The 12,459-nt window shown below is 44.0% G+C and carries 11 protein-coding genes; 4 read left to right on the plus strand and 7 right to left on the minus strand.

What is annotated here, in order from left to right; genetic code table 11:
• Positions 1 to 10: 10 nt before the first annotated feature.
• From AC9UEO_RS08965 to pseC, 7 genes are read right to left on the minus strand one after another with little or no spacing between them, the layout of a single operon-like run.
• Positions 11 to 1,231: an ATP-grasp domain-containing protein gene (locus AC9UEO_RS08965; protein ID WP_509532304.1), complete on the minus strand. Its 1,221-nt coding sequence runs from the start codon at positions 1,229 to 1,231 to the stop codon at positions 11 to 13.
• Positions 1,228 to 2,712: a phosphosulfolactate synthase gene (gene comA / locus AC9UEO_RS08970; RefSeq protein WP_509532306.1), complete on the minus strand. Its 1,485-nt coding sequence runs from the start codon at positions 2,710 to 2,712 to the stop codon at positions 1,228 to 1,230. The genes AC9UEO_RS08965 and comA overlap by 4 nt, the downstream gene beginning before the upstream one ends.
• A 2-nt stretch (positions 2,713 to 2,714) precedes the next feature.
• Entirely contained in the window at positions 2,715 to 3,641 is a 927-nt protein-coding gene (locus AC9UEO_RS08975) for a class I SAM-dependent methyltransferase (protein ID WP_509532308.1), read from the minus strand.
• Positions 3,642 to 3,657: 16 nt separating this feature from the next.
• Positions 3,658 to 4,677, minus strand: coding sequence for a UDP-2,4-diacetamido-2,4,6-trideoxy-beta-L-altropyranose hydrolase (pseG, locus tag AC9UEO_RS08980; protein ID WP_509532309.1), 1,020 nt, complete (start codon positions 4,675 to 4,677; stop codon positions 3,658 to 3,660).
• Entirely contained in the window at positions 4,658 to 5,377 is a 720-nt protein-coding gene (gene pseF / locus AC9UEO_RS08985) for a pseudaminic acid cytidylyltransferase (protein ID WP_509532310.1), read from the minus strand. Before pseF ends, pseG begins: the two co-directional genes overlap by 20 nt.
• Positions 5,378 to 5,381: 4 nt before the next feature.
• Positions 5,382 to 6,407, minus strand: coding sequence for a putative sugar O-methyltransferase (locus AC9UEO_RS08990; RefSeq protein WP_509532312.1), 1,026 nt, complete (start codon positions 6,405 to 6,407; stop codon positions 5,382 to 5,384).
• A 43-nt stretch (positions 6,408 to 6,450) separates the two neighbouring features.
• Complete coding sequence (gene pseC / locus AC9UEO_RS08995; protein WP_509532314.1) at positions 6,451 to 7,638, minus strand: UDP-4-amino-4,6-dideoxy-N-acetyl-beta-L-altrosamine transaminase; 1,188 nt, start codon at positions 7,636 to 7,638, stop codon at positions 6,451 to 6,453.
• 480 nt (positions 7,639 to 8,118) lie between these two features.
• On the opposite strand from pseC, the gene AC9UEO_RS09000 reads away from it, so the two are divergent.
• The 4 genes from AC9UEO_RS09000 to AC9UEO_RS09015 all read left to right on the plus strand — a co-directional run bounded on the left by AC9UEO_RS09000 (position 8,119) and on the right by AC9UEO_RS09015 (position 12,361).
• Positions 8,119 to 9,078 (plus strand): motility associated factor glycosyltransferase family protein, encoded by a 960-nt coding sequence (locus AC9UEO_RS09000; RefSeq protein WP_509532316.1) that lies wholly within the window; start codon positions 8,119 to 8,121, stop codon positions 9,076 to 9,078.
• Positions 9,075 to 9,341: a hypothetical protein gene (locus AC9UEO_RS09005; RefSeq protein ID WP_509532317.1), complete on the plus strand. Its 267-nt coding sequence runs from the start codon at positions 9,075 to 9,077 to the stop codon at positions 9,339 to 9,341. Before AC9UEO_RS09000 ends, AC9UEO_RS09005 begins: the two co-directional genes overlap by 4 nt.
• A 170-nt stretch (positions 9,342 to 9,511) precedes the next feature.
• Positions 9,512 to 10,540 (plus strand): UDP-N-acetylglucosamine 4,6-dehydratase (inverting), encoded by a 1,029-nt coding sequence (gene pseB, locus AC9UEO_RS09010; RefSeq protein WP_509532319.1) that lies wholly within the window; start codon positions 9,512 to 9,514, stop codon positions 10,538 to 10,540.
• A 12-nt stretch (positions 10,541 to 10,552) separates the two neighbouring features.
• A complete protein-coding gene (locus AC9UEO_RS09015) occupies positions 10,553 to 12,361 on the plus strand; it encodes a motility associated factor glycosyltransferase family protein (RefSeq protein WP_509532321.1) in 1,809 nt (602 codons plus the stop codon).
• Positions 12,362 to 12,459 lie beyond the last annotated feature (98 nt).

A 12,459-nucleotide genomic window follows, 5' to 3' on the forward strand; every position in this document is an offset into this window, starting at 1 on the left:
AAATTAAAAGTTATGAACTCACTGTTTCAAATTCAAAATGAATTTGTTTCATTGCCGCTAAAGATCTCTCCCCTGCTTCCTGAGCATTTTGTCCAAATGCCAACACTGCACCAAAACGTCCGCCTGAGTGGGTCAACTCAGGTACTTGATCAGAGGGACTAAGGTTGCAACGAACCCATTCAACACCTGGCAAACATGCTGCACGGTCCAATCCATCTATACGGCTGATGGGGGTTTGCGTATTCACAATGTCCAAGTTGGTCATAAAGCGAACCGATAAAGCTTTCTGTGATGGGTGGCGTTCGCAAGACCCCCAAGGATCGGTTTCTCCCAAGGCTTGGCGAATACTGAATTCAACCATATCAACTCCACTGCTGTGAAGCGCAACATCGGCCATGTACCCGCCAGGAATTCGCACTGCAATTTCAAGTACTTTAGGTCCTTCATCAGTCCACAAAACTTGAGGATAGGCTATGCCATTTTGCAAACCAACAGCCCTGATGGCCAGTTCAGATGCGGTGCGAATCGATTCCAGCGCGACAGGGCCAATCTTTGAAGGTAATCGATGCTCCAAGGCAATCCCAAAATGTGGTGATGCAGCTGTGATTCGGTCAGAAAAAGACAACCAATGAATTTCGCCCTGTTGAACTGCGGCCGTCACATTGATTTCTGGTCCTGCATGGAAAATCTCTAATATCGCCTCTCCATCGCTGGAAAATTCCAGTGCGTCAGCCAAAGCGGCAGGCAATTGGTCTGGTGAATCGATTCTGTGCGTTCCGCGCTGGCCAGAGTTGTTACTCGGCTTAATGACCATGGGCAACGCATGGGACTCAACAAAAGCCTTAGCCATGGACAAACTAGACACCCTGCTAGAAGCAGGAGTTGGCACATTAAACAAGGCGAAACGCTCACGCATTGCGTTTTTATTCGTCGCCCAAAATGCAGTCTCCTGACTGAAGCTTGGAAGTCCCATGACTGTCGCAATGTGTGCAACCACCGGTACTGCAGTTTCAGAACTCAGTGTGATGACGCCGTGAACCTTAAACGACTGGGCGACCCGCAAATTTCCGGCTACATCGTGGGTACTGACAACCTCTGCATGGTGTGCAAGCGCCATTCCGGGCGCTGACGGGTTCATGTCAGTGACAATCACCTCAATGCCCATAGAGCAAGCCTTGTTGATTGCGACAACTTGCTCTGAGCCTGCACCAATAATGAGCAAGCGCTTCATGCTACAGCTTGCATCAATTGCAATGCTGTTATTTTTTGACCATCAAAAATGGGCACCATACTGCTAATGTCCTTTTGTGCGCAATAAACGACATCATCACGATTTCCCAATTTAACCAAGTTTGCACCACTCTCGCTTTCCAAAAAATCATTGGTATGGTTGTCACTGAAATGGGGCTCCAACGTGCCACGAGCAGAGATGACACCCATGGCCTGCATGATTTGCGTCACAACGCTGCGATCCTCAATAGCTGGTTGGTTGTTTCGCCCAGCAGCAACCAAGCTGATTCCGCACCCTTGCGATGTAGCCCAAGCAACCGCGGCCTCTGCCACAGTACTTGCATTTGTCATACTGCCAATCAAAACTAAATTGGAATCGCTTTTGGCTGCTTGAATACACTCAGTTCCATTGGTGGTAGTAATCACAACCGACTTACCGCGAATGACGGATCCATTTAAACTCAAAGGACTGTTGTCAAAATCTGCAAACGGTAACTTACTACCGCCTCGCTCACCTATGGTGATCTCACCACGCAGTTCGCCTGCGCTTACAACGGGAATAACCTCACGAGCGCCTAACTCTAAGCACCGAATAATGGTTGTGCTTGCACGAATCGCATCAACCACAACCACTAAATCTCCTCGCTGCCTTGCTCGCATTGCGCCTGCGACACCTAACTCGAGGTAGACACGTCTTGTGCCTTTGCAATGGTCGCGGAAAGTGTCGCCGCGCAAACCATAACGCATAGATTCCAAACTGATGACATCATGAGGTGCAACATTGCCAATTGAGGCGTGTGCACCCAATTGCTTGAGCATCCAAGCTTGTTGATTTTTCTCAGGCGCTTCCCAAATAAGAAGATCAGGATCAACATTTTGAAATAGTTCATACGCAAGCTCCGCATTGATATCACCATTAGCGCGAAAAATTCCTACCGTTCCAGACTCTCTTGCTTCGATAATTACTTTTTGCGCACCTGCAGACAAGTCTTCTTTGATTTCTTGGATCCTACGGCGGTTGTCAATGCTCAAGTCTTCTTGGGCTAATTTTTTACCAACTTCAGATAGGACTTCAAAGCCCTTGGAAACCGCCATTTCAATCATTCGTAGCTTCTGAGTTCTGGATAGATTTGGGTGTATGCCATCCGACACCTCGATGGCATCGAAACCAGTTGCTCCCAACATATCGAGCATAGAAGACAAATCTGTTCGTTCGTGGGCAAACTCTAGAAATGTTCCGCCAGCACAGACCCGAATACCATGATGAAGATAAATATTTATTTTTTTCTGAAGTATGGATTGAGGGTATAAAGCGCTTGAACCCCAACCTAATTTAACAACATCAATATACGGACCCGCGGTTTCGACCAAGTCTTGTGCCCCGTGCAATCCTAAAGACTTATCTAAAACCATGGTCCATCCTGTGGCCCGAGGCTTATTGGGTCGTTGGCTGATTTGTAAGTGTTGAAATAACGAGTTCATATTTATTCCTTTGATGATTTTGAGTTGCTCTCTTTACTCAGTGTGTAAACACCCAAAATTTGACGACCCAATCCCAATTTACCCATTGATGAATACATTTCCAACGTGGCCTCAGGGTTGTGTTTATGCAATAAATTCTCAATTTCAATTCTGGCTTGATGGCACGACTTGCCAACATGTGCGTCAGTCACGTAATTGGTCTTCTCATTGAACAGAAATAAATCAATGGGGAAATCGCCTAATATTTCCAAATTTGTAAATGCATGACTCGACAACAATTGATTGAGACCATCCGCATTGAAATAGGAGATGTGGTCCGGGCTTGCAACCCAAAATGGTTTAGGAATGGTATCGTTAGCCAATAAATGATTTTGCACAAATGAAAAATCATTGGGAACCTCAATGATGAGCAATCCATTTGCAGTTAAAAGTTGGGAAATCTTGTTGAGAACCCAACCAGCATCTAACAGGTGTTCCAAGACGTTATCCAAAACGATTAAATCGAACTGATCCTGCTGTGTTACCAGTTGACTAACAATTTCTTCAATATCGCCAGTGCGTAAATTCTTTAGCAAGTGAGGGTGATGATTTCGACAGCCATGATTGCTAAAGTCAACACCATAAATGTCATAACCTGCATTTAAAAAGTAATTCATCACAAAACCTTCACCAGCACCAATATCCAATAATTTGGGTTTGACAGGCTTCTTATCGCCCCATGCTCGTTCAGCGAGCAATGCTTTTTGTTCACATTTATTTTTCCTGTAAAGCAATTCTTGATCGCTGTAGATTTGTCGATGTGTGCGAATTTCATCTTGGTAGTAACGTTTTTCGTAATAAGACTTCAATTCATCTTTAGCAGGCTTATGTCGCAACTCGTGATAGCCAAACGCATTACTTTGGGTTTCATTTGAAAAAGTTTTTTGCATATACAGTCCTGCGCCCTTAATTTAGCTGCTCACACAGCACTTTGGAAATTCTTGATGCCCCAAGCCCATCAACCAATGGAGGCGTATTTCGCACATGAAGTTTTTTTAATTTCGCTAGTACTGAATCTCTAAGGAATTCAGATTCCAGCTTGGTCCAGTCACCAAGGTAAGTTGCGTCAACTGCCTTAGCCCATGCTTGCCCAGGTTTATCTTGGTTTTCAACTAACGACATGAGTACCATGGGCACTTGAAACACATTAACCTCATGAACAGTGGTGCCGCTTGCCATTACTGCCAAATCACACTCCGACATGATTTTCCAAGGCGCTTCTGGTTGTATGAAGTATTCAATTTGTACACTTGAAATAGCTTCAAGCATTTTCAAGTTATTGCTGTTATGGGGGTTTGTAGCTCCACTGATAATTTTCAGTTTTATTTTTTTATTTATGATGGGCTGCAAACTTTTTAAACACCATGCTATGGCGCCCCTATCATCACCGCCGCCAAACGTCATCAATATGGTGGTTACATCAGTACTTGAATTAGATTTTTTAACTGTGCTTGCAAATTCCTGTCTTAAAACCGCATATCTTGGACCTAGAAACAATCTTGCACTTGGATTTCTCAACACTTGTGAATATGTTTGAGCGTCAGCGCTTGGCAATGCATTAAGAATCCAATTGGCCCAAATTGGCTTGTTTGCCGTGCCATCAAACTGCAACCATTTCATCTGTGCAGCATAGAGATATTTCTGAAAATCTTCATCGGCCCGTGGGTCATCAATGACCAGCATCCTTGCCTTTAATTGATTGGCTATCTCAAGCAATTGCCTTGCATTTTCAATTGAATTATTTTGCCAAGTCATGGGAAACCACTGCTCGAAAATTTCAGTGTCCCCGATTTGCTGTGTTTCTAAGCGCGGACCGACCATGGCCACTTTGACATTTTCTGCTTTCAATGCCTGCGCCAAGGCTCGACAACGCATGAGGTTTCCCATGCCCCACTGATCACTCGCATCACAACGAATGACTATCATGAATCACCCCCTTGCTTACTTTTTTTGATTGCCAAAGTGCTAAGGCGATTTCCCAGTCTTCTTCGGTATCTAAATCCCGAACTTGATTTGCTGGTAATACGTAAGCTTTTGACTTTTTAGCAAACATGTGCTCACCGCTGATAAAGGCATCACGCCTTCCCCAATAGAACTGTGCAGCATCGTGGTACATGGGCTCTAAATCTTGTGATCGTTTGAATCTGTTCTCAGGTTGAACCATTTCTGGTTCAGATTGATGATTTAATTTAAAAGCTCTTTGTATGGGAAATTCAAATTGAACGGCTGAGAATACAAAGTTGTATTCCGTGTTTTGCAGTAACTCATAGGCTGCCACTAAATCTGATGGCTCAAGAAGTGGGGCAGTAGCGTAAACGCAGCAGACTCTTTCAAACCTTCCCCACTTTGCTTCGCAAGTTTCTATCGCATGGTTGACCACTTGTCTTGTGGGTGTGTAGTCATCCGCAAGTTGTGCTGGCCGCATAAATGGAACCAATGCGCCCGAATTTTTTGCGACTTGAGCTATTTCTTCATCGTCGGTACTCACCACAACTTTGTCAAATAAGCCACTCATCAATGCAACGGAAATTGACCAATGAATCATTGGAGAACCTGCAAATTCGCGGATATTTTTCCTCGGAATTCTTTGGCTTCCCCCTCTGGCTGGAATAATGGCAAGGTTCATGTGATCAGACTCTTTTCAAGAGCAATAGCTCAGAGTGAAATCCATCAACTGTTTCGAATCCAAAGGGATGTAAGTTGCTGGCCACCAAATGGTAGTTTGGCAACATATCGATGTAATCCTCCGTTTGTATGGGTGTTTTCACGCCCACATGACCCTCTTTATGGATTTGTTTACCTTCTCGCATGTTGCGCATCAGGATCCAACGCGATTTCAAGCGGTCCACATGATGCAAATAGTTTTGAACAACATCCGGTTCCATTTCTTGAAATGAAATGAAATTTACAAACAAGTCAATCTCACCTTCCAATTGCTCTATTTGCCACGAGCACAATACAGATGCAGCTTTCAGCTTGTCTATATGTATGCTTTGATTTGACCCACATTCATTGAAACTAGTGACTTGATCCTTACCTAAAATGGACTTGAGATAGTAGTCAGCAACACTTTGTGTAGGAGGAATATCAATATCAATGTATCTCCAGTTTTCCACACCTGCTTGAGACCATATTTCTCCTAATGTGCCAAAACCGCCACCAATTTCAAGAACTGTGCGTGGTACTTCATTTCCTAAATGTTGTTTGAGAAAACTTAAGCCCAGCAAATAGTTCAAAGATGAGCGACTGAAAAATTGACCATTCCATTCGAATTGCTCAACTGGGTTGCCTTCATGACTTTCCTTGAATGTATTCAGCCTTGGTAATGTTTTGCTGTTTTCGCTTGCCAATAAAACCCGATAGTCAGCCAATGCAGCTTGTTTTCCAGAGAGAAAGTATTCAAGTGCTTGGTGTGATTTAGCTGCATCGGGATATTCATTTTTAAGATGCTCTTTAATGGACTTCGCTTGATTGAGGTTGATGCCACTTGCTGCGCCACTGTAAAGAGGTACGAAATAACTCATGGCCTTGGGAAGTCGTCTGAAGTCTTCCATGCCTTCTCTTACCAAATCTTGAGCGATGGCTTCACTGGCAGCAGCCCAAAATGCCGTTGGTTGATATATCGTTTTTTGCTGTTTCAGTTCGGCCATTGCCATGTCAAGCAATTTCAAATGGGGGAGGGTCATAAATTCATCTACCTCAAGCGTGTGAGACTACTTTTTCGACAACAAGCCGAATTTGCTCGCAGATTTTTTCTTGTTGCGCTTGTGTCATTTCGACATACATGGGCAAGCTGATCGCTTCTTGGAAATAGCTTTCAGCGTTTTTACAATAGCCACGTTTAAAACCTTTATTTTTGTAAAAAGGTTGTAAATACACTGGTATGTAATGCAGATTGACTTTGATATTCGCCAAATGCAAGGCTTTATAGACTTGTTTTTGCGTCAAACCAAGTTCGGATTTGCATATCCTGATGGGATACAAGTGGTAGCTGGACATGCCGTCAGGGTGCTGCCATGGCGTGACGATTGGCAAATCCGCTAAAGATTCATCGTATTTTTTTGCAATTTTTTGACGCGTTTTTAAAAATTTATCTATTCGTTGAAACTGACTAAGTCCTAGTGCGCCATGTATTTCTGACATTCGGTAGTTAAAGCCCAATTCAAGCTGCTGGTAATTCCAAATTTCATCGTCGGGGTGCGAAAGTATCTCTTCCAGATCGCTGGTGATGCCATGGCTGCGCAATCGCATCATGCTTTTAGCCCAATGCGTGTTATTGGTTAAAGCCATGCCGCCTTCGCAACTGGTAATAATTTTGACGGGATGAAAGCTGAATATGGTGATATCGCTGTAGCGCCCTCCTCCGATAAATTCGCCTTTGTACTTGGCACCTATGGCGTGTGAAGCATCCTCGATCAGTTTGAAACCGTATTTCACAGAAAGCGCATGAATGGCCTGCATGTCGCAAGGCTGGCCACACATATGAACTGCCACCACTATTTTGGGTAATTTTGCTGTTTTCTGTGCAGCCAAGAGCTTTTCCTCCAGCGCAAGAGGACATAAGTTGTATGTTTTGGGATCAATATCGACAAAATCCACTGATGCGCCGCAGTACAAGGCGCAATTTGCTGAAGCAACAAAGGTGATGGGACTTGTCCACAAAATATCGCCTTGCCCAAGTCCTAATGCCAAACAAGCCAAATGCAGTGCTGATGTGGCATTCGATGTTGCTACTGCATGCTTGGCATGGCAATAATTTGCCACTGACGCTTCAAAAACAGGTACGACAGGGCCTTGTGTCAAAAAATCGGAGTTCAACACTTTGACCACGGCATCAATGTCAGATTTACTGATACTTTGACGCGCATAAGGTATAGGTTTCAACATGAAAGTCACCTCTAATTTAATTTTTAAAATTAATAAAACATCTATTTTTTAGATATTTATATTTCATTTTTGAAGTTTTTGATTTGTCCTTGAATTCATCCGTTTTTTCTGAAAGCAAAAAATAAGCCAACGTCTTTTTATGGCGCGCTAATTGCTTCACGCTCTGTAACTGTTTTTTGTTGAACCATGTCGCACAACCTTTCTTTGTTAAAAGATGTATCTGATTCAGACCTGAAGGTAACCCCCATCGCTGGGACTTACCCATGCATCGCCATTGAAGGTATTCGAATGGCCAGCGCTTATGACCCCTGGCGTGAGGCTAATTTAGCACTGCCTCGTTTGATTCACAGCACAAGCGTGCACTTATTTGGCATAGGTTTGGGTCATTTACCGCATGTTTTATTAACTACTTCCAAGCATATTAAACAGCTATATATCTATATATTGAATTCAAAAGTATTTGAAATTCAACTTGAAAACATGCCATATAAAGAATGGCTAGATGACCCACGCGTACACATTCGATCAGCCATTTCAACTGACAAACCACTATTTTCAGACACAACACACATTGCCTTGCCCGATTTGCAATTGATATCGCCGCAATTGTGGCGATTGCGGGACCGACTCAATGCCCTCTTAAATCAAAACTTTATCAACAGCGCATTTCGCAGTGAGGATCCGAATTTGCAATTGCTATTGAAAGCGAATGAACCCATCTTGCAACAAGACTCTGGGGTAAATACCTTATTCAAGCAAGCACCAACCCGCCATGCATGTGTCATTGGCTCAGGACCCAGTCTTGAGCAAAGCATTGCTCGGCTGCGTGACTATGCCGGTAAGACCAGTCCACCATGGGTCATCGCTGTCGACACCGCATTTGCAGCTTTGCTTGAAGCGGGCGTGAAAGTAGATTGCGTGGTGAGCATTGAGAAAAAAATCAATACCCGCTGGCTCCCTACAGAACAAAGCGACAACGTGAACTTGGTCTACACCCCCGTGGTGCCCAAGGATGTGTTGCTTGCTTGGAAAGGCCCTCGTTACGCGTCATTTACCCAAACGGCATTGCACAAAACATCCATTTTTTTTGATGAAGCCTCTTGCCTATTTTGTGGAGGCAGCGTGGTTCATACGGCGACTGACTTAGCCTTGCGCATGGGGTTTGAGACAATCAGCTTTTGGGGAGTAGATTTTGGCTACCCTGGTGGAAAAACCCATAGCTATTGGCCCAGTGGCGAATTGGGGGGACACCCCAAGCGCAGCGGGCATTGGGTCATGGATGTCAATGGTCATAAGCTTGCAAGTTCACCCAATTTTGCAAATTATTTGGCTGAAATGGAGGACCATATTGCACGTCATCCCAACACGCAGTTTTTTAATGCAAGTCAATCTGGTGCTGAAATTCTAGGCACCCAACCTTTTTTGGAGTCTTCGACATGAACCAGTCCCACCCGCTTCACCAGTCATTGCAAGAGATGGCTGAAGGCTTTCGCAGCGGAAACCACATTGCATTAGGCACTGAACTGCCTGATCTATTGGCTCAAATTGTTGAACAAACCGTAAACGTGGCCAACACATCGCCTGACACCGTTCATGAACTGATCAAAAAGTGCTTGAATGCTTTCGAGCTAGGCGATTGGCTGGGCTTGGCAGATTTGCTGGCGTATGAAGTTGCAGCTTTGCCTATTGAGAAGACTTCCTAAGTACCTCTGAAGATGTAAATTCAGCGGCAACAAATTGCCGCTTCTGAATTCTTGGCAATCAACAGCAATGAATCTGTCTGTCGAAAAATGGTGATTTTGAATTGGCGCATTACTTGCTTTAAGAAGTTATTCATTCACCAACTTAGCCTATCCATCGGCTTTATATAGTCATGAAAAAAAATGCAAACGTGTGTGATCAGTCCATTTTGATCACGGGCGGTACGGGTTCGTTTGGCCGATCTTTTGTCAAAAGCGTTTTGGACCACTGTCCCAAAATCAAACGCTTGGTGGTCTATAGCCGAGATGAACTCAAACAGTATGAAATGGCACAAGAATTCCCAGAGTCAAAATACCCACAACTGCGTTTTTTCTTAGGTGATGTGCGCGATGCATCCCGTTTAAGCAGAGCATTAGAGGGTATTGACTCTGTGGTTCATGCTGCTGCTCTTAAACAAGTACCGGCTGCCGAATACAACCCATTTGAATTTATCAAGACCAATATTCTTGGCGCACAAAACTTGATCGATGCATGTTTAGACAGTCAGGTCAAACGTCTTGTGGCCCTGTCCACTGATAAGGCCGCAGCACCCATCAACCTGTATGGCGCAACCAAATTGTGCAGTGATAAGTTGTTTGTTGCTGCGAATAATTTCAAAGGCGGACGTGACTTGCGTTTTTCAGTTGTACGCTATGGCAATGTGATGGGCTCACGCGGCTCAGTCATTCCCTTCTTCTTAAACAAGGCCAAGACTGGTGTGCTGCCCATCACTGACCCGCTGATGACACGCTTTAACATTTCATTAGATGAAGGCGTTGAAATGGTTTGCTGGGCACTCGAGCACGCATTGGGTGGAGAAATTTTGGTTCCCAAGATCCCCTCCTATCGCATCAGCGATGTGGCAGAGGCCATCGGCCCCAACTGTAAAAAAGAAATCGTAGGCATTCGCCCAGGAGAGAAACTTCACGAAGAAATGATTACCTCCAGCGACAGTCCCAATACCTTGGACTTGGGCGACTATTTCGCGATTTTGGGCAGCGGTAACGTGGCTCAGCGAAACAAATACATGGCCAATCGCAAAGCGCAACAAGTCAGCCATGATTTTTCATATGATTCATCTAACAACCCAGAGTTTTTAACTGTTAAACAAATTCGCGAGTTAATTAAACTCCATGTCAATCCTGAGTTTCAACCCGCATGAATGGCGAATGATATGAACAACGCAGTTTTTGAAACAAATATCAAAGCATTGATTCAAAAGTGCCCCGAGCTCAGCTTGGATGAGATTGAGTTGAGCTTGCAACAAGCTTGCCCGACTTCGCTTTTGACCTTTCCTGCTGATTTTCCAAACATCAGTTTTGACTACAACCATCAAAAGTTTCACTTATACGATGGGACTGATCCATTGCAAGCGATTGAGGCCTTGGTGGACAAGCAACTCAGCGCCGGACCTGTCAGTCATATTTTGAACATAGGTGTTGGTTTAGGTTTGTTGCAGCATGAAATTCTTTCCAAAAAATCTAGCAATGCTAAAGTTTTTGTCGTTGAACCCAACTTACGGGTTCTTTTAGAGACTTGCAAATATATCGACCTGACCCCTGTTCTGAGTCATCCAGACATCTTGATTTTTTTGCAGGTGGATGCCAACAAAGCCGCCAGAGAAATGGGCTCGTTGATCAATATTTCCAACAGTGATTTCAAAGGTTGGCGCTTCATCATTTCCACACCCACCTTGGCTTTGTACAAAGATTTTGCAACGCAATTTGTGCATGTTTTTGGCTCCATCATGTCAAACCAAAAATTGCAACTCAACACCTTGGATCTGCATGGCGAGATGACCTTGAGAAACAGCCTGCTCAATTTGAAGCACCTCAATGGGAACTCCTATCTTTCATCCTACAAAGATGCTTACAAAGGGATGTCGGCCATCTTGATTGCGGCGGGTCCTTCGTTGAAAAAGCAGCTCCCTAAGCTGAAAGAAGCCCAAAACAACCATATCCTGATTGCTGCAGGGCAAACCATCAAGACACTTCATGCCAATGGCATACAGCCTCACTTTGTAGTGGCAGCTGATCCACAAGATGCTTTGCAGAAGTATTTTGACAGCGATGCTTTTACCCGCGAGGTTTTGCTTTGCCTCACAGTTTGCAGTTCTGAAGTTGTGAGTAAATTCCCTGGTCATAAAATATTTTTTCAGTACACACCCAAAATTGATGAATCTCTGAGTTCAATTATTGGTCACATGGGATCTGTTCGTCTGGGCGGCTCGGTTGCCAACGTCGCTTATTCATTGGCGCGGTATTTTGGCATCGAAGATATTGCACTGATTGGTCAAGACTTGGCCTTTACAAACGGAGAATCGCATACCGATGGTTATGTAGGCAAAAAAATTCGAACTGAAGACGAAATGGCAAAAAACCACAGGTACCGAAAAGTTCCTGGCTATTACGGCGATATGCTCTACACCAACCGGCAAATGGATACCTATCGAAATTGGTTTGAACAAGTATTGGAGTCAGACAAACAAGTCAAACTCTTCAATTGCACCGAAGGCGGCTCCAAAATTCAAGGAACTGTGCAAATACCGTTCACAGAGTATTTAGATACCCATTCGATGCAGACTGTTGAGGCTATTGCACACCACCCAGTTTCAATTGCTGATGCCAAACTGCAGCAGTTATTTACCAAAGATTTACAAGTTATTTCAAAAATCTACACCATTGCAAACGATGGATGCGAAGCCTGCATCAAGGGAATCAAGAACGATAAAAGCCCCAAATTGGTTTCAAGGGCTCGCAAGTCGCTGATCAAACTCAGATCAACCCTAAATAAAGCAGAGCAGGAATTCAACCCTTATTTGTTTTTTCTTTGGAACAAGTCCATGATGGACATGAGCAAAATTGATGTGGACCAACACGCATCAACAGCCGATATTTTGAAACCTTACGTCACTTACTTTAAGCATTTGCTCAATGCTTGCCAAAAAAGTCAGCAACTTATCCATAAAGCCATCACACAATAAAAAAAGCGACCGCACAGGTCGCTTTTTTTGCGTCTTTTTTTTGCTTACTTGAGCAATGAAAGCACCATCTGTGGTTGCTGGTTGGCCTGGGCCAAGAT

It is taken from the genome of Limnohabitans sp. (assembly GCF_040401495.1).
In the GTDB taxonomy this organism is placed as follows: Bacteria; Pseudomonadota; Gammaproteobacteria; order Burkholderiales; family Burkholderiaceae_C; genus Limnohabitans.

Excerpts from the sequence above, each read along its gene's own strand:
- AC9UEO_RS08965 (WP_509532304.1), bottom strand. The coding sequence starts at position 1,231 with ATGAAGCGCTTGCTCATTATTGGTGCAGGCTCAGAGCAAGTTGTCGCA.
- comA (WP_509532306.1), bottom strand. The coding sequence starts at position 2,712 with ATGAACTCGTTATTTCAACACTTACAAATCAGCCAACGACCCAATAAG.
- AC9UEO_RS08975 (WP_509532308.1), bottom strand. The coding sequence starts at position 3,641 with ATGCAAAAAACTTTTTCAAATGAAACCCAAAGTAATGCGTTTGGCTAT.
- pseG (WP_509532309.1), bottom strand. The coding sequence starts at position 4,677 with ATGATAGTCATTCGTTGTGATGCGAGTGATCAGTGGGGCATGGGAAAC.
- pseF (WP_509532310.1), bottom strand. The coding sequence starts at position 5,377 with ATGAACCTTGCCATTATTCCAGCCAGAGGGGGAAGCCAAAGAATTCCG.
- AC9UEO_RS08990 (WP_509532312.1), bottom strand. The coding sequence starts at position 6,407 with ATGGCAATGGCCGAACTGAAACAGCAAAAAACGATATATCAACCAACG.
- pseC (WP_509532314.1), bottom strand. The coding sequence starts at position 7,638 with ATGTTGAAACCTATACCTTATGCGCGTCAAAGTATCAGTAAATCTGAC.
- AC9UEO_RS09000 (WP_509532316.1), top strand. The coding sequence starts at position 8,119 with ATGCCATATAAAGAATGGCTAGATGACCCACGCGTACACATTCGATCA.
- AC9UEO_RS09005 (WP_509532317.1), top strand. The coding sequence starts at position 9,075 with ATGAACCAGTCCCACCCGCTTCACCAGTCATTGCAAGAGATGGCTGAA.
- pseB (WP_509532319.1), top strand. The coding sequence starts at position 9,512 with ATGAAAAAAAATGCAAACGTGTGTGATCAGTCCATTTTGATCACGGGC.
- AC9UEO_RS09015 (WP_509532321.1), top strand. The coding sequence starts at position 10,553 with ATGAACAACGCAGTTTTTGAAACAAATATCAAAGCATTGATTCAAAAG.